The organism is Micromonospora sp. NPDC023644 (assembly GCF_040640115.1).
In the GTDB taxonomy this organism is placed as follows: Bacteria; Actinomycetota; Actinomycetes; order Mycobacteriales; family Micromonosporaceae; genus Micromonospora.
This window is the reverse complement of record NZ_JBFABA010000005.1, coordinates 1-22,399: the sequence shown is the minus strand read 5'-3', so window position 1 is coordinate 22,399 and position 22,399 is coordinate 1. Positions and strand designations below refer to the sequence as shown.

The window sequence follows — 22,399 nt, the reverse complement described above, 5'->3', positions numbered from 1 at the left end:
CGGTGCGCGAGTTGGTCGATCACTGCACCGGTCCGGCGCACCGAGACGGGGAACTCGATTCGCGGATCGTCCTCTACGGAGACGTGCGGGTGCGGTTTCCGGACGCCGCCGGGTGGTAGATGACTGCGGCGATGGCGGCGGCTGCGACGGCGCAGCAGGTCGCGGCAGCGGCCAGGACCGGGATGTAGCTGCCGGTCGCGGCCTGAAGGGCGGCCGCCGCAAGAGGGCTGGCGGCTTTTGCGAGGGTCATGGGAACGACGAGGATGCCGGCGAGGGTGGCGTAGCGGTTGGCGTCGTAGCGTTCGGCCAGGATCACGGGCTTGGCGATGGTGGCGACGCCGAAGCCGAGGCCGAAGCCGATGACGGCGCCGATTGCACCGCCGGTGGTGGCGCCGACGACGGGCAGCAGCAACGCGGCGGCTGCTTGGACGGCGAAGACGGCGGCGGTGACGGTGGTAGTGCGGTGGCGGCGTTGCAGGCCGGTGGCGAGGAGGCGTCCGGCGACGGACAGCACGCCGAGCAGCCCGGCGACGGTGGCGGCGAATGCTGGCTGATGCCCCCACGAGACGAGGGCCGCGATGAGGTGGACGGTGAGGGCGCTGATCGCGGCGGTGTGGGCGGTGAACCCGAGCGCGAGCAGCCAGAATCCGGGGTCGGTCAGCGCCGCCTGCACCGCCGCGTTGTCTGCCGCCGTGGTGCGCCGAGACCGGGTGCGGCGCACGGGCCGGCGCACCAGCAGGGCGTGCAGTGGCACTGTCACCGCCTGAAGGGCGGCCAGTACGAGCAGGGTGGTGCGCCAGCCGTGGGCGTTGGCGAGCCATCCGGTCAGCGGCAGGAACACGGTGCTGGAGAAGCCGGCGACGATGGTGACGGCGAGCAGGGAGTTTGCGCGGCGTTCGGGACTGGTGAGGGCGATGACTACGGCGAACGCGGCTTCGTAGAGGCTGGCGGCGCAGGCGACGCCGATGCCCACCTGCACGGCGTACAGCTGCCACAGCTGATCAATGTGGCTGAACAGCAGCAGGAGCAGCGCTCCGGCTGCGGAGCCTGCGGTCATCAGGGCCCGGCCGCCGTGGTGGTCGAGCCATCGACCGATCGGCACCGCCAGGGCCGCGCTGGCGAGGATGCTGACGGTGAACGCCCCGGTTACCGCCGTGGTGCTGGTGTTCAGGTCGGCGGTGAGTGGGGTGAGCAGGACGGCGAAGGCGTAGTAGAGGGTGCCGTAGCCGATGGTCTGGGTGATGGCGAGCGCGGCGACAGTGGTCCGTCCGCGGCGGTCCCCGCCGGCGCTGGTGTCGCCGGCGGGGACGTCGGTGGTGGGGCTGGTGGTCACCCGCAGCAGCCGCCACCGGAGGAGACGGTGACCAGGCCGAGTTCGGCGCGTGGCAGACCGGCGTCTGCGGTGTCTTGGCTGGTGGTGTCGAACTGGTTACCGGCGAGGGCGGCGAGTTGCAGTGCGATGTCGGGGTCGATGCCGAGTTCGTCGGCGGCGGCGCGGGTGGCGGCGGCGACGGTGCCGGCGGTGGGCAGGTGGCGCAGGGCCGCGGAGATGAGCTGGTTCGGGATGTCCGGGGCGAGGCCGTAGCGGGCGGTGGCGTCGTCGAGCAGGGCCTTGTAGCCCTGGGTGGCGGAGCAGACGCCGGTTTCGGGCAGGTCGAGCTGCACGTCGCGGGCGGCGGTCCAGTCTCCGGCCAGGGCTGCGGTGATGGAGCGGACTTGCTCGTAGCCGGTGGCCATGAGGAAGGTCGGGGCACGGCCGTAGGACTTCATGCCGACGGCGAAGTATCCGGGCTCGGGCTGGGTGAGTTCGTCGACGCCGTGGGGGCGGACGGTGCCGCAGGAGTGCTCGTTCGGGTCGATCAGCGGGGCAAGGGTCCGGGTGCAGCCAAGAGCGGGGTCGAGATCGAGGCGCAGTTCGGCGGCGATGGTGTGGTCGGGTCGGAAGCCGGTGGCGGCGACGATCCGGTCGGCGGTCAGGGTCCGCCCGTCAGCGGCGGTCAGTTCAGCGTGCCCGTTGACGGTGGTGACGGCGTGCACGGCGAAGCCGGTGACCAACTGGACGCGGTCGGTGTCGACGAGCAGCTTGATCCCGGTTCCGAGGGCTCCGCGGCCGGGCAGCGCGTCGGCGTCCCCGCCGCCGATTGCCCGGTCGATGGAGCCGCCGCGGGTGGCCCAGGTGATGGTCGTGCCTGGCTCCTGCTCGACCAGTTCGGCGAGCGCGAGCAGTGTGTTCGCGGCGGAGTGTCCGGCGCCGACGACGACGGTGTGCCGGCCGGCGAACCGGTCGCGGTCGGCGCCGAGCACGTCGGGCAGCGCGCCGTTGATCAGCGTCGCGGTCTGCGGGTCGGTCTCGCCGTGCGCGGGAAGCCCGTTGGCGCCGAGCACGTTCGGGGTGCGCCAGGTACCGGAGGCGTCGATCACCGCTGCGGCGAGTACGTCCTGGCCGGTGGCGAGCCGCACGACGAACGGCGCGTTCTCGCGGCCGGCGGTCTTGACCCGGTCCACGCCGACGCGGCCGATCGCCGAGACGGGGGCGTCGTAGCGGACGTGCGGGGCGAGCTGCGGCAGCTTCGCCAGGGGTTGTAGGTACGCCTCGACCAGGTCGGCGCCGGTGGGCAGCACGTCGGGGTCGGGGTCGGCCCAGCCGGCGGCCTCCAGCAGGCGGCGGGCGGCGTGGTCGACGTTGTACCGCCACGGCGAGAACAGCCGCACGTGGCCCCACTCGGCCACCGCCGCTCCCGCCGAGGGCCCGGCCTCGAGCACGGTGAACGGCAGTCCCCGCTCGTGCAGGTGCGCCGCCGCAGCGAGCCCCACCGGGCCGGCGCCGATGACCACGATCGGGTGCGGCCCGTCGACCCGCCTGGCCGCCTCGGCCGTCTGCGCCGCCGCGGTGTCATCATCGGTGGCTGATACGTTGCTGGGGCCGCAGCAGCTTGCGCCCGCAGTGGCCGCTGCGGTCTTGGCGCCCGGGTCGCAGCAGGCGCTGGCCTGCTCGGCGGCCTGCGCGGTGCCGCAGCACGGTGCGGCGGTCTGGTCCTCGCTCATGATGACGACTCTCCTTGCTTCCTGACATGGGCAAACGCGTTCCGCCGGACTCCCACGCCCAGGCGGTCACGCACCCCGGTCGGCAGCCGTGACCCTGTTGCACACCCAGGGCGCATCAGCCCCTACTGATCGGTATCTCGATTCTCGTCGAACCGATGGCCTTACCTTGCATCGTTGCTAGACAGCTGTCAAGCTAGACGCATGTCGGTTCTTCCCGTGCTGGACACCACGGCGGCACAGGGCTGTTGCCCTCCCCTGTCGGTGCAGCCTCTCGCGCCACAGGTCGCCGGCGAGCTGGCGCCGCTGTTCAAAGCGCTGGGCGACCCGGTCAGGCTGCGACTGCTGTCGCTTATCGCCTCCACTACGGAGGTCTGCGTCTGCGACCTGACCGAGGCCTTCGACGTGACCGGGGCGACGATCTCGCACCACCTGCGGGTCCTACGCGAAACCGGCATCGTCGACTGCGAGCGCCGGGGCACCTGGGTCTACTACTGGGTGCGCAAGGAGGCGTTGAACCTGCTTGGCAACCTGCTGACCAGCAACACCGACACGCCAGTCGACACCGTGCCCACAGCACCGAACACTCATCTCACTTTGCATCAGGACGCGGTGATATCAGCCAATCCTGATGTGGTGCGGTTGTTGGCGGACCCGCTCCGGGCCCGGATCGTGCAGATCCTCGCCGACGGGCCGGCGACCACGTCGCACCTGGTCGCGGACACCGGAGCAAAGCAGCCCAACGTGTCCGGACACCTCAAGCTGCTACGCGAAGCCGGCGTCGTGACCGCCGAGCCGCGCGGGCGCTTCACCTACTACCGGCTCATCCCGGACGCCCTGCAGGGTGCGGCGCTGCACCTGGCCGACCTCGCCGCGCAGGCACGGGCCCACTCCGAGCACTTCAGGACCTGCTGACATGACGAACACCACCACCGCCGGCAACGCGCCGCCGGCGGTCGTCGCGCGGCTGTCGCGCCTCGACCAGTTCCTCCCGCTGTGGATCGGTCTGGCCATGGCCGCCGGCCTGCTGCTCGGCCGGCTCATCCCCGGCCTGAACACCGCCCTGGATGCGGTCAAGATCGGCGGGATCTCCCTGCCGATCGCGCTCGGCCTGCTCATCATGATGTATCCGGTGCTGGCCAAGGTCCGCTACGACCGGCTCGACACCGTCACCGGCGACAGGCGGCTGCTGCTGTCCTCGCTGCTGCTCAACTGGATCCTCGGCCCGGCCCTCATGTTCGCCCTCGCCTGGATCTTCCTCGCCGACCACGCCGAGTACCGCACCGGCCTGATCATCGTCGGCCTGGCCCGCTGCATCGCCATGGTGATCATCTGGAACGACCTGGCCTGCGGCGACCGCGAGGCCGCCGCCGTCCTCGTCGCGCTCAACTCGGTGTTCCAGGTCCTCGCGTTCGGTCTGCTCGGCTGGTTCTACCTGTCCGTGCTGCCGGACTGGCTGAACCTGTCCGGCGCGCGGCTGGAGGTGTCCGGGTGGGACATCGCGGTCAACGTGCTGATCTTCCTCGGCATCCCCCTGCTCGCCGGCTACCTCACCCGCCGCCTCGGTGAGCGTGCGAAGGGCCGCACCTGGTACGAGAGTCGCTTCCTGCCGAAGATCGGGCCGGTCGCCCTCTACGGGCTGCTGTTCACCATCGTCATCCTGTTCGCCCTGCAGGGCGACGCCATCACCTCGCAGCCGTGGGACGTCGTGCTGATCGCCGTGCCGCTGCTGGTGTACTTCGCGGTCATGTGGGCCGGCTCCTACGCCCTCGGCCGGGCCATCGGCCTGAACTACGAGCGCACCACCACCCTCGCGTTCACCGCCGCCGGCAACAACTTCGAGCTCGCCATCGCCGTGGCCATCGGCACGTTCGGCGTCACCAGCGGCCAGGCCCTCGCCGGCGTCGTCGGTCCCCTCATCGAGGTGCCCGTGCTGGTCGCCCTGGTCTACGTCAGCCTCGCCCTGCGACGGCGCCTGTTCCCGGCCGAGACCGTCGCCCGGGCCGCCACGACCTCGGGGGGTCGGCCGTGAGCCAGATGCCGACACTGCTCACCGTCGACGCCGTGCTGGAAAGGGTGGCCGCCACGTTGGCTGACAGGTTCTCCGGCATCTTCAACCCCGAGACGATCAGCCGCTACGTCAACGAGTCCTACGTCGCGCTCTACCGCACGGCACGACTCGACCAGCACCTGCCCGCGCTGACCGAACGCTTCGCCACCGACCGACTCACCGCCCTCGCGCAGGCCAAGGGCGCCATCGCCAAGCCCGTACCCGAAGTCCTGTTCCTCTGCGTGCACAACGCCGGCCGCTCCCAGATGGCCGCCGCGCTCATGACCCACCACGCCCAGGGCCGGGTCAACGTCCGCTCCGCCGGGTCCGCGCCCGGCGCGGCGGTGTCCTCCTCCGCCGCGGCCGTGCTCGCCGAGATCGGCATCGACCTCGGCGACGCGTTCCCCAAGCCGCTGACCGACGACGTGCTGCGCGCCGCCGACGTCGTCATCACCATGGGCTGCGGCGACGCCTGCCCCGTCATCAGCGGCAAGCGCTACCTGGACTGGAACCTGGCAGATCCCGCCGGCGACGACCCCGACCTCGCGCGCGCCGTGCGCGACGACATCGACACCCGCGTGCGGGCCCTGCTCGCCGACCTCACCGACCGATAAGGGAAACCCGTGTCCGACAAGCCCAGCGTCCTGTTCGTCTGCGTCCACAACGCCGGCCGCTCCCAGATGGCCGCCGGCTGGCTGCGCCACCTCGCCGGCGACGCCGTCGAGGTCCGCTCCGCCGGCTCCGCCCCCGCCGAGACGATCAACCCCGCCGCCGTCGAGGCCATGCGCGAGGTCGGCATCGACATCACCGACCAGAAGCCCAAGCTGCTCGAGTACGACACCGTCGAAGCCTCCGACGTCGTCATCACCATGGGCTGCGGCGACGTCTGCCCCGTCTTTCCGGGCAAGCGCTACGAGGACTGGAAACTCGAAGACCCGGCGGGCAGGGGCGTCGAGGCCGTCCGCCCGATCCGCGACGAGATCAAGGCCCGCATCGAGCACCTGCTCGCTGACCTCATCCCGGCGAACTGACCGTCGACCCCGACGACAAGCGTTCGAGCTGACGCATCTGCTCGTTGGCCGACGGACACGGATGGTCGGCCAGCTCGCGGGCGGGCACGGTCACATCGCCGACCAAGCCGCGCTGGTGGCCCAGGTCAGGGAGTACCGGACGCCCTCGCCGACGCCCGGCGCGTCAAGGAACAGGTCGAGGAGCTGATGCGCGAGTTGCGCGCCTACGGCCGCGAGTTCGTCCAGCCTCGCCCGCGCACCCTCGGCGGGCGGGGAGGATGAGGTGGCGGGGGCCAGGGCGGAGGGTCAGGGGCGTGCGGCGCACAGCAGGACGACCCAACGGCCCACGGTGTCCGGGTCGGCCGGCAACGGGGTGCTGGCGAAGCCGGCGGCCTCCACCAACCCGACCAGTTCGTCGCTCTGGTAGCGGGTCATCAGGCGCAGCGACCGGCCGGTGTACGGATCGGCCTCCAGCACCGAACCGTTCCCTTCCTGGACGCCGAGCAGCAGGGTGCCGCCGACCGCGAGCACCCGGCGTAGTTCGCCCAGCGCGGTCGGCATCTGTGCCTTGGGCAGGTGGATGAGGGTGGCCACGCACCAGCACGCCCGGGCGACCCCGTCCGGCAGCGGCAGGTGCCGCACGTCGGCGACGGCGAGGTCGAGTGCCGGGTCGCGGCCCGCGTGGGAGAGCATCCCGATCGACGCGTCCAGCCCGAGCACGCGCCGATGACGGCGGGCGAACCAGGCGAGGTCCCGGCCCGTGCCACAGCCGACGTCGAGCAGGAGATCGTCGGGGCGCAGCCGGTCGAGGACCCGTTGGGCGTACGGCACCAGTCCAGGGCGCATCTCCGGGTTGGCTGCGGCGTAGGCGTCGGCCAGCATGTCGTAGGTGCGTGACGACCAGGGCCGCGGCGGGGATGGTCGGTTCATGTCGCCCCGTACGCGGTTGCGACCAGCCCCGGCGTCAGGGCGAAGTCGACCGTGGGGACGAAGGTGTCACCGATCGCGGTGACCAGGTCGCCGCAGTCGTGCCCGGCCACCGTGACCTCCTCGGTGAGGGCGGAGAGTCGCGGTTGTGCCCGCGGTGCGTCCAGGTGCCCGGCCGGGTCGAGGACCCGCTGGGCCAACGCCGCCGGGACCAGCCGCACACAGGTCCAGTTGTTGAGTTCGGGTAGTCGGGCCGGCCGGGTCTCGTCGCTGGTGGCCAGCCGTAGGGGGTGCTCGTTCCCGTACGCCTCGGCGGCTGTGGCCGCGACCTGCTCGACCCGGGTCGGGTCGTCGGGAAACCAACGCCGCGCGACGGCGCGGGCGTGGTCCACCGTGACCGACAACCGGAACCCGGGCTGGTCGTCCAGGAGCGGCGGCTCGGGCTCGGCGGTGCAGTCGGGCATCAACCGGGCCAGTTGGTCCTGCTGGCGGGCGTCGAGCCGGGACCAGCGGGCGACCCGATCGAGGCAGGTCGTCAGGAACGGCAGCAGTCCGGCCTCGTCCAGTCGGGCGTGCAGGGCCGAGGCGTCGTGCAACTCCGGCAGGCAGAGCACGATGTCGTTGACCGTCTTCAGGTCGATGAAGCAGTCGCCGGCGGCGTTGCCGAGAACGCAGCAGATGTTGTCGACCCAGGAGAGGGGCCCCTCGGAGGGCATCGACGGGCCCTGGCCGAGGTGCATTCGCCCGCAGTGCCGCACGGAGTAGGGGCCGGCGTGGAAGTCGACCGAGACCCGGTCGCGCCGTGGCGTGACGACACGGACCTGGCCGTACAGTTCGCCGGTCGTGATGTCCCGCTTGAACCAGGGCACCTCGCCGTCGGGGTAACCGTAGCCGTCCTCGCGCAACAGCCGCGCCAGACGCCAGGCGTCGTCGAGGGTGCTGACCTGCACGTCCATGTCGCCCACATCGCGGGGTAGCCCCTGGGGGTAGCGGTCGCGCAGCGCGAAGCCCTTCATGAACCACCAGGAGATGTCGTGCTCGCGGGCGTATCCGGCGAACCGCCGGATGACTTCTGGTCCGGTGTCCACCCGAGCGGTGATCGTGTCGATGTGTGGCTCGAGTGCCCGAGCAACCTGGCGAAGGATATCAAATTCCGACGAGATGGCACGAGCATGGGCGATACGGCTCGTCTTGTGTGTTTTCAGTAAGGCCGCGGCGGCTGCCGGGCCGACGGCCTCCACCGCGGCGACGGTCGTTTCGATCGACATCCACGGCTGTATCGCGCCCAGCGACAGCACGGCTTCGAGGGCTGGCCCGTCCGACGTCGTCGATGATTCCGACCTTGTCATCGCTACTCCCCGATGGCTGACCGAACTTGATCCGATGTGGAGTTCGATATTGACAGATGGGTTACGCCGGAGTGAAGCTACCGGAGTTGACCATGCTCGTCTATGCCCCGGCTGCTCCGCCAGGGACCACGGTGGACCAGGGGGGAACGTGACAGAGTCGGTGCGTCGTCTGCGGTCTCTGGCCTGGTGTTTCCGCCAGGCGTTCCAGACCGCGCCGGCTGTCACCTCGCTGGCCCTCCTGCTCGCCGTGACGCTGGGCATCCTCCCCATCCTGCTGGCACTCGCCATCGGCTGGCTGGTGGGCAGCGTGGCGGCGGGCGGCTCCAGCGGGCTTGTGCGGCCCCTCGTGACGGTGGCGGTGCTGGGCGTCGTGCAGCAGGCCCTGACCCCGCTGCTCGAGACCGCGGCGACAGTGCTGCACCGCCGGTTCGACGGGCATCTCCGGCAGCGGACGATGGAGCTGGTCAGTGCGAGCTCCGGCATCGCCCAGCTCGACCGGCCCGATGTCCAGGACGACATCGCCGCGATCCAGCAGATCGGCAACACCGGCCGCACCCCGGGCGGCGCGCTGCGGGCCGTCGTCATGAACACCTTCATCCATGTCAAGACCGTTGCGGGGGCGGCGCTGGCCGCCTGGTATTCGCCGCTGCTCGCCGTGGTCATCCTCGTCGGCGCGTACGCGGCCCGGGGCGCGTTGAAGCACAGCCTGCTGCTGTCCGCCGAGGCGGAGGCGCAGCGCACCCAACACACCCGACGGGCGGTCTACCTGCGTGGGCTGGCCCTCGAACCGCACGCCCGTCGTGAGGTCCGGCTGTTCGGCCTGTTCGACCTGATCCGGCGGTGGCACTCGGAACAGCGACTGACCGGCATCGCCAACACGCTGCGCCGAAGGGCGCCGTCGGCCCGGCGGACCCGCTGGAGTTTCCTCGCCGCCGGTGTCGCGGAGTTGCTCTTCTTCGCCGACCTGGGCCGGGCGTACTACGCCGGTGACCTCACCATCGGTGAGGTGTCCGTGGCGATCCAGGCCGGGCTGATGATCGCCGCCGTGATCAACGCCTCCAGTGACGACCTCGCCCTGGCGTACGGCCTGTCGGCGCTGCCGGCCTACCACCGGTTGGAGCAGCTGACCGCCTCCGCAGCCTCGGTCGCCCGACCGGCACCCGGTCACCAGTCGCCGCCGTCGCCGGCCGCGGCCCGGGGAGCGCGGGTCGAGCTGCGTGACGTGACCTTCCAGTACCCGCACAGCGACACCGCCGCGCTGGCGGGGGTCTCCCTCACGATCCGTCCCGGTACGACGGTCGCCCTGCTCGGGCTCAACGGCGCGGGCAAGAGCACCCTGGTCAAGCTGGTTGCCGGCCTCTACGAGCCCACCACCGGTGAGGTCAGTGTGGACGGTGAGTCGGGGGTCGACGGTGCGCGACGACGCGCCGAGGTCGCCGGGGTGCTCCAGGAGCCGTACCGGATGCCGCTCTCCCTCGGCGCCAACGTCACCGGACGCCTTGACCCGGACAGCTGGGACGACGCGGTCGGCGAGGCACTGCGGGATGCCGGCCTGGGGCAGTTGCTCACGGACGAGCCGGACGGCCTACGTACCGTGCTGTCCCGTGAGTACGGCGGCATTGAACTCTCCGGTGGACAGTGGCAACGGGTAGCCATCGCGCGGGCGCTGTACCGGGTCCGGGCGGGGGCCAGGCTGCTGCTGCTCGACGAGCCGTCCTCGCACCTGGACGCCCTCGCCGAGCGCGCGATCCTGCGGCGGGTCGGTGAGGTGACCGACGGCGTCACCAAGATCTACATCACCCACCGGCTCGGCATCGCCAGGTACGTCGATGAGATCTTCGTCCTGCGTGACGGCCGGCTGGTGGAGAACGGGAGCCACGACGAGCTGATGGCGCTCGGCGGCCACTACCACGAACTGTTCGTCGGACAGGCGGCACTGTACGGCCGGACCGGCACGGACGTCCCCGTCGAGGTGAGGGCATGAGCGGCTGGGCACGGGACATCGGAGCGTTCGGACTGCTGCTGCGGATGGCGTTCCGGATCGACCGGACCAACGCGCTGCTCGCGCTCGTGCTGACGGTCGCCAACTTCCTCTCCACCACGGTGACCGGACTCTTCATCAAGTTCATCGTCGACGGTGGGCTCACCGGGGACTCCGGGCTGCTCGCACTGGGCGTGGCCGGGCTGTCGCTGACCTCCTCCGTGGGTTCCTGGGCCGCCGCCGGAGCGTTCAGCCGGCGTACCGTTCTCGAGGAGCGGCTGATGGCCGCACTGGACGACGAACTGATCGCCGCCTCGGCCCGGGTCGGCGGGCTGGAGTTGTACGACAGCTCCGCGTACCTGGACAAACTCGCGCTGCTGCGGCGCGAACTGCCCCGGCTGGCCCAGGCGTACGGTGTGCTGCTCATGAACATCGGCCTGGCGGTGCGGGTCGCTACCACGGTGGCGTTGCTGGCGGTCGTCTCGCTGTGGTTGTTGCTGCTGCCGCTGGCGGCGCTCCCGGCGGTCTACCTCGCCCGGTACGGCCGGGGTGTCGTGTCCCGGGCGCTGGCGGCCACCGCCACGGACGGTCGGCTGACCGGGCACCTGCTCCAGGCGGTGACCACGCCCGCCTCGGCCAGCGACCTGCGGATGTTCGGCGCCGTCGACGAGCTGCGTCAGCTGTACGTCGACCGCTACCGCCGGACGATCCGGGTACAGACCCGGGCGGCGCTGCGCAACAGCCTGTTGGGGTCGATCGGCACCGGGCTGTTCGCCGCCGGCTACGTGGGCTCCATCGCGTTCATGGCGGTGCGCGTCAGCGACGGCCAGGCCACGGTCGGTGACCTGATGATGGCCGCCACCCTGGCCACCCAGGTCAACCGACAGGTGAACCTGTCATTGGCGTTGTTCTCCGGCCTGCTGATGGTGCGCAACGCGGTCACCACGTACCAGGAGTTCCTGGCGATGGTGACGGAGGCGGAGCGGGAGCACGGCACGCGGCGGTTGGAGGCCACCCCCACCGAGGTCACCCTCGACGGCGTCTCGTTCCGCTACCCGGGCACCGACCGGTTCGTCCTGACGGACATCGACCTGACGCTGCGCACGGGAACGGTGGTCGCCCTCGTCGGCGAGAACGGCGCGGGCAAGAGCACCCTGCTCAACCTGTTGCTCGGCTACTACCGGCCGACCCGTGGCACGGTCCGCGTCGACGGGGTCGACCTGGGCGAACTCGACCCCGTCTGGTGGCGGAGCCAGCTCGGCGCCGTGCACCAGGAGCACGTGCGGTTCGAGTTCACCGCGCAGGTGGCGGTCGGCCTCGGTGATGTCGCGCACCTGGACGACGACGACCGGGTCCGGGCCGCGATCGACCGGGCGGGGGTCGGCGAGATGGTCGCGCAGTTGCCCTCGGGCCTGAGCACCCAACTGGGCCGGTCCTTCGACCAGGGGGTGGACCTGTCCGGCGGCCAGTGGCAGGGGGTGGCGATCGCCCGGTCGGCGATGCGCAACTCACCCGCCGTGCTGGTGCTGGACGAGCCGGCCGCCAGCATCGACGTCGAGACGGAAGGGGTGCTCTTCAACAAGATCACCTCCGCCTATCGGCAGGCGTACGCCGATTCGTTGGTGCTGCTGGTCTCCCATCGGCTGGCCAACGTCGTGCACGCCGACCACATCGTCGTCCTGGCCGACGGTGCTGTCGTCGAACAGGGGGACCACGAAACCCTGATGAAGGCCGGCGGTGCCTACCGGCGGTTGTTCGACGCCCAGGCGGCCCCGTTCGTCGACGCACTCGCCGTCGGCGCCGGAGAGGAGAGGTGACCGTGGCAGGGCGACTGGCCGACTTCGCCATCCGGGAGGCGGACCGGGCGGATCGACAGGCACTGGTCGACCGGCTGCGTCGGGACAGCTTCCTGTTCCTGCCGGGTCTCCTCCCGGTCGAGATGATCGCCCAGGTACGCCAGGCGGTGCTCGACCGCCTGGCGGACGTCGGCTGGTTGGCAGAGGGCAGCGACCCGAAGCTGGCACTGCCCGGTGAGCAGACCCACCACGACCGCGGCCGGATGGCCGGCGCGTACCGCGAGGACGACCAGTGGCGGGTCGGGTACCGCGGCGTCCAGTCCCTGGAGTGCCTGCACGCGCTCGCCCACTGTCCCGAACTGCTCGGCGTGCTGTCGACGCTGCTCGGCGGCGAGCCGGTGGTGCACCCGCGCAAGATCGCCCGGATCAGCTTCCCGGGCATCGTCTACCCGACCCCGCCCCACCAGGACGCGCTGTTCAACAAGACGACCACCGACGTGCTGACCGTGTGGATCCCGCTTGGCGACTGCCCACTGCCGATGGGCAACCTGCGGGTGCTGCGGGGCAGCGCCAGCGACGGCGCGCTACCGGTCCTCCCCGCCGACGGCCTCGGCGGTGAGCGGGTCGACGTCGACGAGGACGACCCGCGCTGGGTCGAGGGCGACTACCGGGCGGGCGACGTCATCCTCTTCCACGGCTACACGGTGCACATGGCGGGCGCCAACCAGTCGGGTCAGCTGCGCGTCTCCCTCGACTGCCGCTACCAGAGCAGCGCCGAACCGGTGAAACCGGCCGTTCTCCTGCCGCATGGCTTCGGCGCCGGCGTGCTGCCCTCCTGGACCGACCTCACCCGGGACTGGGCCAGCACCCGGTGGGTCGAGGTGGCCCAGCCGGTACGCATCGCCACCGTGCCGCCGCCGGTGCCCGCCCCGTCCCGGCTGCTGTCCGGGGCGTCCGTCGACATCCCCGAGGCGGAGTCATGAGCGTCGCGGCCGAACGCACCGACGCGGTCACTGCTCCCGCCCGCGGTCTCGTCGGGCTGGTCGGTGACACCCCGCTCCTGGAGTTGCGGTCGGTGTCCGACGGGCTGCCGCACCGGATCCTCGGCAAGTGCGAGTTCCTCAATCCCGGTGGATCGGTCAAGGACCGGATCGGGCACCGTATCCTCGCCGAGGCCGAACGCGCCGGCCTGATCACGCCGGGGCGGACCAGGCTGGTGGAGGCGACCGCCGGCAACACCGGTGTCGGGCTCGCCGTGGCCGCCGCCGGCCGGTACCGGCTGACCTGCACCATGAGCTCGAAGATGGGGCCGGAGAAGGAGGCCCTGCTGCGGGCCTGGGGCGCCGAGGTCGTTCGGTGCCCCTACGAGGTGAGCCCCGACGATCCGACGTCGTTCATCAACACCGCCAAGCGGCTCGCAGAGCAGGACCCGGACGCGTTCTTCGTCGACCAGTTCAACCGGGACTGGAACGTCGCCGCCCACTACGACTCGACCGGGGTCGAGGTGCTGGAGCAGACCGGCGGCAACCTCGCGGCGTTCGTGGCGGGGGTCGGCACCGGCGGCACGTTGACCGGTGTCGCCCGCCGGCTGCGTGACGCGGGCAGCCCGGCGCGGATCGTGCTGGCCGACCCGGTCGGCAGCGTCTTGGCCGCGGCTGTGGCGGGGCGGCCACAGCAGGCCGCGCCGTACTCCATCGAGGGCATCGGTGGCGACTTCGTGCCGGCGTTGTTCGATTCGGAGCTGGTCACCGACACGGTGACGGTGTCCGACGCCGACGCGGTGCGCATGTGCCTGACGGTCGCCGAACGCGACGGTGTCCTGGTGGGCGGTTCGTCGGGCTGCGCGTTGGTGGCCGCGCGGCGGTTCGCCCGGTCCCTGCCGGGGGCGGGGCGGGACATCGTCGTGCTGCTCGCCGACGGTGGCGACCGCTACCTGTCCACCATCTACGACGCCGACTGGCGCCGGGGGAAGGGGATCTCATGACCACCGATCTGGCTGCCGAGTTCGGCGACCTGCCGTTGGGGCCCGGGGACTGCCTGGTGCTGACCGGCTCCCGGGTACTGCCCTTCGCCGTGTCCGGCGACGACCTGGACCTGATGCTGTTCAGCACCGACCCCGCGACGCACGACGCGTACGTGGCCCGCCGGCACAGCGAGCGGCTCAGCGAACAGCTGGCCAACGGCTTCGTGATGGCCTACCTGGCGCACCGGGACGGATCGGAGCTCGACGTGGAGCTGTGGCCCACCGACACGGTCACCGCCGCTATCGGGGCCGTCGGCGACGGGATCCACGACGTCGAGGCGGTGGAACGGGACTTCACCCGGGTCGGCGGACTCGAGGTCAAGGTGGGCACCGACCTGTTCCACGCGCTCTGGTACGGCCGGCCGCTGCGCGGTGCCGACACGTTCGCGCGGCTGCGCGGGCAGGTCAACTGGTCGACGTACTTCGCGTGGAAACGCGACACGCAGCTGATCAATGTGCGGGACGCGGTCAAGGGCATCGCCAAGAGCCTGAAGGACGACCGGCCGGACGAGGCGTACCTGAAGCTCTGCTGGGCGGCGGACAGCCTCGTCGACGGGCTGATCTTCCACGCCGGGCACTCGATCAGCCGGTGGAAGTGGCGCCTGCGGTACCTCGACCTGATCGATCCCGCCGTCAGCGAGTGGTACCGGCAGGTCCGGTTCGGCACGGACGGCGACCGGTACAGCCGGGAATCTCTGCTGCGAGATCGCGAGGTGCTGCGCTCCAGCTGGGAGAAGTACAGCGGCACCAAACCTGCACTGCACGTCTGACGGGAGAATCGCATGGACATCATGGGGCACCTCGCGGTCATCGAACACGCTGGCGTGTCGGACTCGCGGGTCTGGTCCTCCGACGCGCTGGTGGCCCTGTTCCCCAACCTGGCGCACTGCCACGAGTGGGCCTACAAGCGCCTTCGCGAAGACATCCACCAGGAGGTCAACCCGACGGAGAAACTCATCCAGGGGCACATCATCACCGACTGGGTGATCCACCACGGCAACACCCTGACCCCGCAGCGGCACCGCATCGGCTGGGCGTACGACGAGGCCCCGCGGATCGGCGCCCAGCTCGACTCGTTCATCGACAACGCGCTGAGCATGGGGCTCGCCGAGAACGACCCGCGGCTCAGCGACACCCGCGAACACCTCGAGCGGGACTTCGGCCACACCGCGGCGGAGTGCGCCCTGGACCTGCGGATCGGCATGGAGGTCGCGGACACCCCACGCTACGACGACCTCAAGCGGGAACTCGCCAAGCTCGCCGACCCGGCGTACGCCAAGACGCTCGTCGCCGACGTCTTCGACCGGACCGGCGGGTACACCCGGGAGGGCGAGGAGCTGCTCTCGCGGACCATGAGCGAGTACGGCGCCTGGGCCGACGAGGTCCGGCACCCGGAGGACTTCGCCGCGCTGACCCTCTGCACCAAGTTCGACTGGCCCTACGAGCGGGCCACCGTCGACTACGTCCTCACCTTCCTGCACGACGTGGGCAAAGGGCTGGACCCGGGCGCGGCCGACCGGCTCGTCGCGGACGTGGTCGCCGCCATCGCGGATCCGGGCAGGATGGCCCCGGCGAAGTAGTGAGGGCGCTGGCATGGGGGAACTCATGGAAGAACCTCTCGGTTACTCCGAACAGGCGCTGACCCGCTTCGGGTCGCGGCTGGTGCGGTTGTGGGACCGGGACGGGTTCGACGTGGAGGACGCGGTCGGCACCGCCCGTCTGCTGACCCTGCTGTTGAGGCAGCAGGGCATGGACTCGCCGGCGGCGGCGCAGTTGCTGGTCGACACCGGGATCCGGGACCGCTGGAACAAGGTGTTCGCCGAGGGGCGGTCCGCGGTCGCGGCCGAGTGGATCGCCCCGCACCTGGGGACCCCGTGGCTGGACGTGCTCGCCGGTGACTTCACCCTCACCCGGGGACTCGCCCGCATCGGCGGGCAGCCGGCGGTGGCCGTGGAACGCCGCTCGGCGTACCAGACGGACTGGGCCGGGCTGGACTTTCCGGTGATCGACCTCGACGAGCTCGGCGGACTGCGGGGTCAGGCGTTCGACACCGCGTTCCTGGGCACCGTGCTGCATCACGAGCGGGACTTCGGCCCCCTGCTGGAGCAGTTGGCGGCCCTGGACTGCCGGCGCTGGCTGGTCGCGGAGAACTGCCTGGACGCCGAGAACGACGAGGAGTTCCACCTGCTCGTCGACGAGTTCTTCAACCGGTGCCTGAACACGTTCGACGTCCCCTGCGTCCCGCAGCACCGCACCCGGGAGGGATGGATGGCCGCGCTGAGCGAGTACGGGACGGTCACCCATGTCGGGCAGCGGGCGGCGATGCCGGGGATCCCGTTCCCGTACGACCTGTTCCTGGTGGAACGGACGGCCCGGTGAGCGGCGCGGTGGCCGACCGGGCCGACCCCAGCCTGGCGTACCTGGACCAGTTGGCCGGACACCTGGGCGCCGAGGTGCGCACGCTGACCACGGATCTCGCCCTGGACCCGGCACGCGCCGAGGAGGTGGTGCGGCTGGCCGGAGCTGTGCCCGCCGCCACCGACTTCGACACCGCGCTCGCCACCTACCGCCGGGCCCGGAACCTGCTGGCCACGATGCTCGACGACGGGTACGCGCTGGCCGCGGCCTACCGCGACATGGACGAGTTCTGGGCCGACGCGGCCCGTCAGGAGACCGGCGACAGCCTCGCCACCTACTGGGACAGCTACGAGCACGGGCTGCGCCGCCGCCTGGAGGGGACGCTGGCCGCCACCTACGGCTGTGAGCAGGCGGTGCTCGTGAACACCGGGATGTCGGCGATCGACGTGGCCCTGCGGTCGCTGCGGTTACCGCCCGGCAGCCGGCTCCTCGTGCACGAGCGGGCGTACTTCGAGACGTCGGACTACCTCCAGGAGGTGCTGGCGCCCACCGGGGTGGCCGCCGTGCCGGTCGACCTGACCGACGCGGCCACGATCACGGCGTCGGTCGCGACCCACCAACCCGACGCCATCCTGCTGGAGACGGTGCTGAACGGGCCGGCCTGCGACATCCCCGCGCTCAGCACGGCGCTCAGCTGCGGGATCCCCCTGGTGCTGGACATCTCCACGGTGGGACACGGGGTCCCGGAAGGGCTGCGCGGGTCCACCACGGCACCGCTGATCGCGGTCGAGTCCGGGGCGAAGTACCTCACCCGGCAGGCCAGCTCGGGAGTCCTCTACGGGTGGTCGGAGGCGATCACCGCCGCCCGGCTGACCGCGCGGCGGACCGGCCAGCAGCTCACCGGGCGGGCCCTGCACCGGCTGCGGGTGGGAGAGATCCTGACGTCGGCGCGGCGGATCTCGCTGCACGCCGAACGTACCGCGCAGTTCGTGGAGGTCCTGGGTTCGTTGCCGGCCCTGACGGTCACCTCGGCCGCCAGCGTGCCGGCAGCGGGGGACGCACTGCGCGAACAGCTCGGCAAGTCCGCGCCCGGTTCGCTGTGCTACGTCCGGCTGCCGGTGGCCGAGCGGGACGCGGACCAGGCCCACCGCGAATGCGTCAGCCGCTGGCAGGAACTGGTCGGCGGCCGGCGGATCCGGGCCGGGTTCGGATGGACCGCCACGACCGCCAGGTCGTACGGCCGCGACGCGCTCAACACCGCGGCGGGGCAGGCGTTCGTCCGGGTCAGTGTGGGGATCGAGCCCGCCCCGGTGGTCCGGGAACTGGCGACGGCCTTCGTACGGGCCTGCCGCGACGTGCTGGAGAGGACGAGATGACCGCCATCCCACGACTGCCCTGGCCCGCCGCGCTGACCACGACGCCCGGCTGGAGCCGGGACCTGTCGCGCCGACGCCTGGCCGGGCTGGCGGCGACCACCTGGTCGACCGTGAGCGCGTTGAGCGCCAGTGTGCTGGACGTGCCGCAGTTCGAGTTCAAGCTCGCGGCCGGCGAGCACCTGCACATCCTCGTCGGCATCGCCGCCGACCTGGAGGAACGGCTGCACGAGCTGGGCTCCGCCCCGGACACCCGCCAGCTGAGCCCCCGGCACCGCCGGCAGGTCACCTCGACCCTGGCGGCGGACGCGGCGACCCTGCGCGTCGGGCTGATCTACGGGTACTGGCTGCCCCGGCTGGCCGGCGAGTTCGAGGGGCTGCGCGGCGAGGTGGACACGCTGCTCGACGGGCCCACCGCCGACTTGGTCCGGCGGGCCGACGAGCAGCTGCGCCACGTCCGGCGGTGGGGGGACGCCGCGGTCGCCGCGGCCTGCTCCGACGGGAGCTGGGCCGACGCGGCCCGCGCACTCGACGAGACCGTGGCCGACGACTCCGAACCGTGGCCGGTGCGCCCCCGCGACGGCGCCCGCGACGAGCGGTTCCACAGTTTCTCGCACACCCGTGACTACCGGCGCAGCGCGGACTGGGTGGAGGGGGACAGCCCGTACGAGTCGGACCTGATCGAGTTGCTCCGGGTCAACCGGGACGAGATCGACGCGATCGAGACGTTCGCGTTGAGCATCTTCGACCTCATCCGGAAGGGGCCGATCGAGGCGTTGACCCACCTGGCCCGACTGGCCTGGGACGAGGCCCGGCACGCCGCCACGGGTGACCTCGTCCTGCGCGAGCGCGGCCTGGACCCGTACGCGTTCTCGTGCAGCCTGATCGGGATCAAGGTCAGGGCCGGGATGGACGGCTACGACCCGTGGGCCCAGATCACCCTCTTCGGTGAGCTGGGGATCATCGGACCGATGCGCGCGCTGGCCCGTGCCGCCCACGCCGCCGGTGACCAGCGGACCGCCGACGTCTTCGACTTCATCTGCACCGACGAGACGTTGCATCTGCGGCAGTCCCGGGAGCTGCTGGACCGGTTGCACCCGGCGGGCGGGCTGGAGCGGGTCGCCGAGACCGTTCGAGCCCGGGCCGCCGAACGCATCGCCGAGCTCGGGATCATGAAAGAAGAGGAGTTCCTCGCCCTGTCGCGCGAGGAGATCTTCGCGCTGATCGGGGAATGACATGAGCTTCCCGGACCTGCTCGCCCCCGGTGTGGCGTCCCACCACCGGTCGTTGTTGGTGGCCCCGCACCGGCTCGCCCCGGAGTCGGTGGACCTGCTGCGCAAGATCGTGCACACCGGCGCGCGGGTCCTGTCGTTCGGTGGGCCGTTGCCGCCGTCGGTGACCACGGTCGAGGCCGTACGGCTTCGGCTGTGGCGCCAACCCTCGACCGCTCCCCCGGCGCCCCGGGGCGCGGCGGTGCGGACCCCGCAGCCCTCGGAGTGGGAGCAGATGAGCGCGCTTCACCGGGCCTGCGGGGTGACGGTGCTGCCACCGAGCGCCCGCGAGCACCCGTCGTGGCGGCACTCGTTCGTGCAGGAGTGCTCCCGCGCGGTGGTGGCGACCGCGAGCGCCCAACGGGTGCCGGACGGGTTGCTGGGGGCGGGGATCACCACGTTGGTCTGCGGTGTCGCCGTCCTGGCCCGGGCGCGGCGTTGTGGCCTGGCCAGCAGTTGCGTGACCGGGCTGCTGGCGGACGCCTCCGGCCGGGCCGCGGCGATCACGGACTCCACGGACGGCGTCGGACTGTTCGGTGCGATGGGGTGGGTCGGCTCCGACGATGTCTGGCTGAGCAGGTGGTGACGAGAATGGAGCACGACGTGCAACTGCGGTTGAGTCTCAGTGGTGAGCTGCCGCCGGAGCTGATCCGGGACCGGTTCGTCGGGGTCGGGCTGATCCGGGGCGAGTACCTGCTGCGTAGCCACGAGGAGTACATCACCGTCGCGGCGTGCCGGGAGCGCGTGGCCGCCTACCTGGACGAGGTCTGCCAGCTGTTCGACCCGCTCCCGGTCTGGTACCGGACGACCGAGATGACCACCGACGAGGTCAACACGCTGCACGGCGTCGACGTGGTCATCAAGGAGGCGGACCCGATGAAGGGTCTGCGCGGCCTGCGTCGTGGCCTGGCCCACCCCGAGGCCTACGTGATGGAGCTGGAGGTGGTCGCCGAGGTCGCCCAGCGGCGCGGCAACCTGCACATCATCACCCCCTTCGTCATCGACGCGGACGAGTTCGGCCGGGGCGTCGACCTGCTGGAGAAGGTCGGCTGGCCGAACCGGATCGGCAGCATGCTGGAGATCCCCTCGGCGGTGCTCGACGTGGAACGGATCGTCGCGGCCGGTGCCAGCAACGTGATGTTCGGGTTCAACGACCTGTCGTCCCTGCTGACCGGCGCCAGCCGGGCCACGCACGACATGAAGCTGCATCCTGCCCTGTGGCAGGCCGTCGGGTTCGTCCGCGACCGGGTGCCGGCAGACTGCGAGTGGGGAATCGCGGGGAACCTCACCCCGGCCGTCGTCGAGCGGGCCCGCCAGGAACGGGTGCCGTACGTGAGCCTGCACTACTGCGAGCTGGACGTACACCTGGGTGTGGATCCCTCGCAGCTGCCCGACTTCGGCTTCGTCGCGCAGACCAAGGTCAAGACTCGGGCGCAGATCGCCGCAGCCCGGCTGCGTGAGGACCTCGCCGCCCACGGGATCTCTCTCGACTCGTGACCACCGAAGCCACGCTCACGCTGCTCAGTCGGCTCACCGGCGTCACGGTGTCGACCGACGGGGTCGCGCCGCGCCCGCAGGACCTGGAGGTCTGGGTCGACGTGATCCGGGCCGCCCGGCACGTCGCCCGCTGCGCCGCGGCGGTCGGCCCGGGGTCGGCGCACGACCAGCTGCGGCTGGTGGCGGAGCAGTCGGGTGCGGCCGGTCCGGGTGATCTTCCGGTGCCGGAAGCGGTCGCGGCCGGGGGCTGGACGGCGGTCACCCGGGTACGGCGCCTGTGGTGTGTCGCCAGGGCCGCGGCGGCCCTGCTCCGGTCGGCGTCGCCGGCACCGCGTTGGCAGCTGTGCGCGGCCCTCGTCGCTGCCGGCGACGACGTGGAGGAGGTCGCGGGGCAGCTCGGGCAGTTGTCGGGACTGGCGGCGGCAGACCGGCTGGCAGCGGAGCATGACAGTGTCGTCTGGCGGCTGGGGAGTCCGGAACCGGCCGTCGCGGACCGTACGATGCGCCGGGTCGGGGTGTCGCTGCGTTCGCCGCTGCTGCTGCGCGCGCTGGCCGCAGCGGTGGCGTCGGCGACGGATCCGGTGGTCGTGGAACGGCTCGCCCGGGCGCACCACGTGCTGGGCCGGGCGACGTTGGTGACGACCAGCGAGCGGGCGGTCAACCCGGTGCGACGCAGCTCCTACCGGGGGCGCTACCACCAGCTCGATGCCCTTGTCTCGGACTGGTTCCGGCTGCTGGACCCGGCAACCGCCGCGCTGTCCCGGTACCGGGGTGTCGACCTCGGGGCGTGGCGGTCGGCCTGCGCGTCCGGCCGGCTGCGGATCGTGGACGAGGCGGTCGCGGACGGCCTGATCACGGTCGAGCTGGCGGCAGCGGTCGCGGCGGCCGTCGGTGACCGGGACGTCGAGGTGCACGGCCGGGACCTCAACATGGACTTCTACGAGGTGTGGCTCGACCCGGAGACGGTCGCGGTGGTGGACGCGAACGGTGCCACCGTGTGGCTGTGGGCTGACGGCGTGCAGCTGGATCCGGCCGCACCGGAGTCGGCGGCGAGGCGGGAGGCCGCTCGGAACCGCTTCGCGGGCTGGGGTCCGAACCAGCGCGCCCAGGCGGGCTTCCGGTGGCTCGACCCGACACCGCCCCCCGCCGGGATCGCCAGGGTCGACCTGCGGTTCGACAGCCACGACGTCTTCGCGTCCGACCCGCGGCCGGCGCACCTGATCCGGGTGGCCGGGCTGCTGTACCGGCGGCTACGCCCGGACGTGGACGCCGACTCGTACTTCACCGACGAGGCCATCACCCACGCCCTCGCCAACCTGGGGCGCGGACTGGTCGAGGGCGGTCTGCTGCTGGTCGCCAGCGTCGTCGACAGGCGGGACGGCACCCGGCTCTACCACGACTCCGATGTGTACCAACGCGGCCCGGACGAGCTGGTCCGCGTGCAACGCATCGGCCTGGGACTCGGCCCGACAATGCCCACCACGGTGCGGCTGGGCCGGTAAGGGAACCGGCGTAAGCCGGTACCCGACGACGAGGAGAAAGGAGACCGACATGGAAGAGACCACCTTCGGCCAGAGCGTGGGCGCCTGATCCCAGAGATGCGGTGGGGGGGGGGGGGGGGCGGCCCCCCCCCCCCCCCCCCCGGGGGCGGGGGGGGGGGGGGTGGGGGTGGGGGGGGGGGGGGGGGGGCGCGGCCCGACGCGCGGAGGGCGCGGAGGGCGC

20 protein-coding genes and 1 pseudogene are annotated in these 22,399 nt (G+C 71.6%); 17 read left to right on the top strand and 4 right to left on the bottom strand.

What is annotated here, in order from left to right:
- Positions 1-73: 73 nt before the first annotated feature.
- Positions 74-1,333 (bottom strand): MFS transporter, encoded by a 1,260-nt coding sequence (locus tag AB0G08_RS05780; RefSeq protein ID WP_358083653.1) that lies wholly within the window; start codon positions 1,331-1,333, stop codon positions 74-76.
- Positions 1,330-3,045: an FAD-dependent oxidoreductase gene (locus tag AB0G08_RS05775; protein WP_358083650.1), complete on the bottom strand. Its 1,716-nt coding sequence runs from the start codon at positions 3,043-3,045 to the stop codon at positions 1,330-1,332. Before AB0G08_RS05775 ends, AB0G08_RS05780 begins: the two co-directional genes overlap by 4 nt.
- Before the next feature lie 201 nt (positions 3,046-3,246).
- On the opposite strand from AB0G08_RS05775, the pseudogene AB0G08_RS05770 reads away from it, so the two are divergent.
- The 5 genes and pseudogenes from AB0G08_RS05770 to AB0G08_RS05750 all read left to right on the top strand — a co-directional run.
- Positions 3,247-3,549, top strand: a pseudogene (locus tag AB0G08_RS05770) (metalloregulator ArsR/SmtB family transcription factor); the annotation flags it as partial.
- Positions 3,541-3,957 (top strand): metalloregulator ArsR/SmtB family transcription factor, encoded by a 417-nt coding sequence (locus tag AB0G08_RS05765; RefSeq protein WP_358084178.1) that lies wholly within the window; start codon positions 3,541-3,543, stop codon positions 3,955-3,957. The pseudogene AB0G08_RS05770 and the gene AB0G08_RS05765, both read left to right, overlap by 9 nt.
- A 1-nt stretch (position 3,958) precedes the next feature.
- A complete protein-coding gene (gene arsB / locus AB0G08_RS05760; RefSeq protein ID WP_358083647.1) occupies positions 3,959-5,074 on the top strand; it encodes an ACR3 family arsenite efflux transporter in 1,116 nt (371 codons plus the stop codon).
- 5 nt (positions 5,075-5,079) lie between these two features.
- On the top strand, positions 5,080-5,706 hold the full coding sequence (locus AB0G08_RS05755) for a three-helix bundle dimerization domain-containing protein (protein ID WP_358084175.1): 627 nt from the start codon (positions 5,080-5,082) through the stop codon (positions 5,704-5,706).
- A 9-nt stretch (positions 5,707-5,715) separates the two neighbouring features.
- Complete coding sequence (locus AB0G08_RS05750) at positions 5,716-6,123, top strand: arsenate reductase ArsC (protein WP_358083644.1); 408 nt, start codon at positions 5,716-5,718, stop codon at positions 6,121-6,123.
- A 285-nt stretch (positions 6,124-6,408) separates the two neighbouring features.
- Here the strand turns inward: AB0G08_RS05750 and AB0G08_RS05745 are convergent, their stop codons facing one another.
- Together AB0G08_RS05745 and AB0G08_RS05740 are read right to left on the bottom strand one after the other, a co-directional pair.
- Entirely contained in the window at positions 6,409-7,032 is a 624-nt protein-coding gene (locus AB0G08_RS05745) for a class I SAM-dependent methyltransferase (protein WP_358083641.1), read from the bottom strand.
- Entirely contained in the window at positions 7,029-8,297 is a 1,269-nt protein-coding gene (locus AB0G08_RS05740) for a nucleotidyltransferase family protein (RefSeq protein ID WP_358083637.1), read from the bottom strand. The genes AB0G08_RS05745 and AB0G08_RS05740 overlap by 4 nt, the downstream gene beginning before the upstream one ends.
- 229 nt (positions 8,298-8,526) lie before the next feature.
- On the opposite strand from AB0G08_RS05740, the gene AB0G08_RS05735 reads away from it, so the two are divergent.
- Genes AB0G08_RS05735 through AB0G08_RS05680 form a run of 12 tightly spaced genes read left to right on the top strand, consistent with a single transcriptional unit; the run spans position 8,527 to position 22,179 of the window.
- A complete protein-coding gene (locus tag AB0G08_RS05735) occupies positions 8,527-10,362 on the top strand; it encodes an ABC transporter ATP-binding protein (protein ID WP_358083634.1) in 1,836 nt (611 codons plus the stop codon).
- The gene (locus AB0G08_RS05730; RefSeq protein ID WP_358083631.1) at positions 10,359-12,176 is read left to right on the top strand and encodes an ABC transporter ATP-binding protein; all 1,818 of its coding nucleotides are present in this window, start codon (positions 10,359-10,361) and stop codon (positions 12,174-12,176) included. The genes AB0G08_RS05735 and AB0G08_RS05730 overlap by 4 nt, the downstream gene beginning before the upstream one ends.
- 2 nt (positions 12,177-12,178) lie before the next feature.
- The gene (locus AB0G08_RS05725) at positions 12,179-13,138 is read left to right on the top strand and encodes a phytanoyl-CoA dioxygenase family protein (protein WP_358083628.1); all 960 of its coding nucleotides are present in this window, start codon (positions 12,179-12,181) and stop codon (positions 13,136-13,138) included.
- The gene (locus AB0G08_RS05720) at positions 13,135-14,139 is read left to right on the top strand and encodes a cysteine synthase family protein (RefSeq protein WP_358083625.1); all 1,005 of its coding nucleotides are present in this window, start codon (positions 13,135-13,137) and stop codon (positions 14,137-14,139) included. The genes AB0G08_RS05725 and AB0G08_RS05720 overlap by 4 nt, the downstream gene beginning before the upstream one ends.
- Positions 14,136-14,948 carry a hypothetical protein gene (locus AB0G08_RS05715; RefSeq protein ID WP_358083622.1) on the top strand — a complete coding sequence of 271 codons (813 nt, stop codon included), beginning with the start codon at positions 14,136-14,138 and terminating at the stop codon, positions 14,946-14,948. The genes AB0G08_RS05720 and AB0G08_RS05715 overlap by 4 nt, the downstream gene beginning before the upstream one ends.
- Before the next feature lie 12 nt (positions 14,949-14,960).
- Entirely contained in the window at positions 14,961-15,758 is a 798-nt protein-coding gene (locus tag AB0G08_RS05710; RefSeq protein ID WP_358083619.1) for a hypothetical protein, read from the top strand.
- Positions 15,759-15,783: 25 nt separating this feature from the next.
- Positions 15,784-16,557, top strand: coding sequence for a hypothetical protein (locus AB0G08_RS05705; RefSeq protein WP_358083616.1), 774 nt, complete (start codon positions 15,784-15,786; stop codon positions 16,555-16,557).
- Positions 16,554-17,912: a PLP-dependent transferase gene (locus tag AB0G08_RS05700; protein ID WP_358083614.1), complete on the top strand. Its 1,359-nt coding sequence runs from the start codon at positions 16,554-16,556 to the stop codon at positions 17,910-17,912. Before AB0G08_RS05705 ends, AB0G08_RS05700 begins: the two co-directional genes overlap by 4 nt.
- A complete protein-coding gene (locus AB0G08_RS05695) occupies positions 17,909-19,144 on the top strand; it encodes a hypothetical protein (RefSeq protein ID WP_358083611.1) in 1,236 nt (411 codons plus the stop codon). Before AB0G08_RS05700 ends, AB0G08_RS05695 begins: the two co-directional genes overlap by 4 nt.
- 1 nt (position 19,145) lies before the next feature.
- Complete coding sequence (locus tag AB0G08_RS05690) at positions 19,146-19,766, top strand: hypothetical protein (protein WP_358083608.1); 621 nt, start codon at positions 19,146-19,148, stop codon at positions 19,764-19,766.
- 5 nt (positions 19,767-19,771) lie between these two features.
- The gene (locus AB0G08_RS05685) at positions 19,772-20,677 is read left to right on the top strand and encodes a putative PEP-binding protein (protein WP_358083605.1); all 906 of its coding nucleotides are present in this window, start codon (positions 19,772-19,774) and stop codon (positions 20,675-20,677) included.
- The gene (locus AB0G08_RS05680) at positions 20,674-22,179 is read left to right on the top strand and encodes a hypothetical protein (protein ID WP_358083602.1); all 1,506 of its coding nucleotides are present in this window, start codon (positions 20,674-20,676) and stop codon (positions 22,177-22,179) included. The genes AB0G08_RS05685 and AB0G08_RS05680 overlap by 4 nt, the downstream gene beginning before the upstream one ends.
- The last annotated feature ends 220 nt before the right edge of the window (positions 22,180-22,399 follow it).

Bases quoted from the DNA above. Each gene is read 5' to 3' on its own strand.
- AB0G08_RS05775 (WP_358083650.1), bottom strand. From the start codon at position 3,045: ATGAGCGAGGACCAGACCGCCGCACCGTGCTGCGGCACCGCGCAGGCC.
- arsB (WP_358083647.1), top strand. From the start codon at position 3,959: ATGACGAACACCACCACCGCCGGCAACGCGCCGCCGGCGGTCGTCGCG.
- AB0G08_RS05755 (WP_358084175.1), top strand. From the start codon at position 5,080: ATGCCGACACTGCTCACCGTCGACGCCGTGCTGGAAAGGGTGGCCGCC.
- AB0G08_RS05745 (WP_358083641.1), bottom strand. From the start codon at position 7,032: ATGAACCGACCATCCCCGCCGCGGCCCTGGTCGTCACGCACCTACGAC.
- AB0G08_RS05740 (WP_358083637.1), bottom strand. From the start codon at position 8,297: ATGTCGATCGAAACGACCGTCGCCGCGGTGGAGGCCGTCGGCCCGGCA.
- AB0G08_RS05730 (WP_358083631.1), top strand. From the start codon at position 10,359: ATGAGCGGCTGGGCACGGGACATCGGAGCGTTCGGACTGCTGCTGCGG.
- AB0G08_RS05720 (WP_358083625.1), top strand. From the start codon at position 13,135: ATGAGCGTCGCGGCCGAACGCACCGACGCGGTCACTGCTCCCGCCCGC.
- AB0G08_RS05715 (WP_358083622.1), top strand. From the start codon at position 14,136: ATGACCACCGATCTGGCTGCCGAGTTCGGCGACCTGCCGTTGGGGCCC.
- AB0G08_RS05710 (WP_358083619.1), top strand. From the start codon at position 14,961: ATGGACATCATGGGGCACCTCGCGGTCATCGAACACGCTGGCGTGTCG.
- AB0G08_RS05705 (WP_358083616.1), top strand. From the start codon at position 15,784: ATGGAAGAACCTCTCGGTTACTCCGAACAGGCGCTGACCCGCTTCGGG.
- AB0G08_RS05695 (WP_358083611.1), top strand. From the start codon at position 17,909: ATGACCGCCATCCCACGACTGCCCTGGCCCGCCGCGCTGACCACGACG.
- AB0G08_RS05690 (WP_358083608.1), top strand. From the start codon at position 19,146: ATGAGCTTCCCGGACCTGCTCGCCCCCGGTGTGGCGTCCCACCACCGG.
- AB0G08_RS05685 (WP_358083605.1), top strand. From the start codon at position 19,772: ATGGAGCACGACGTGCAACTGCGGTTGAGTCTCAGTGGTGAGCTGCCG.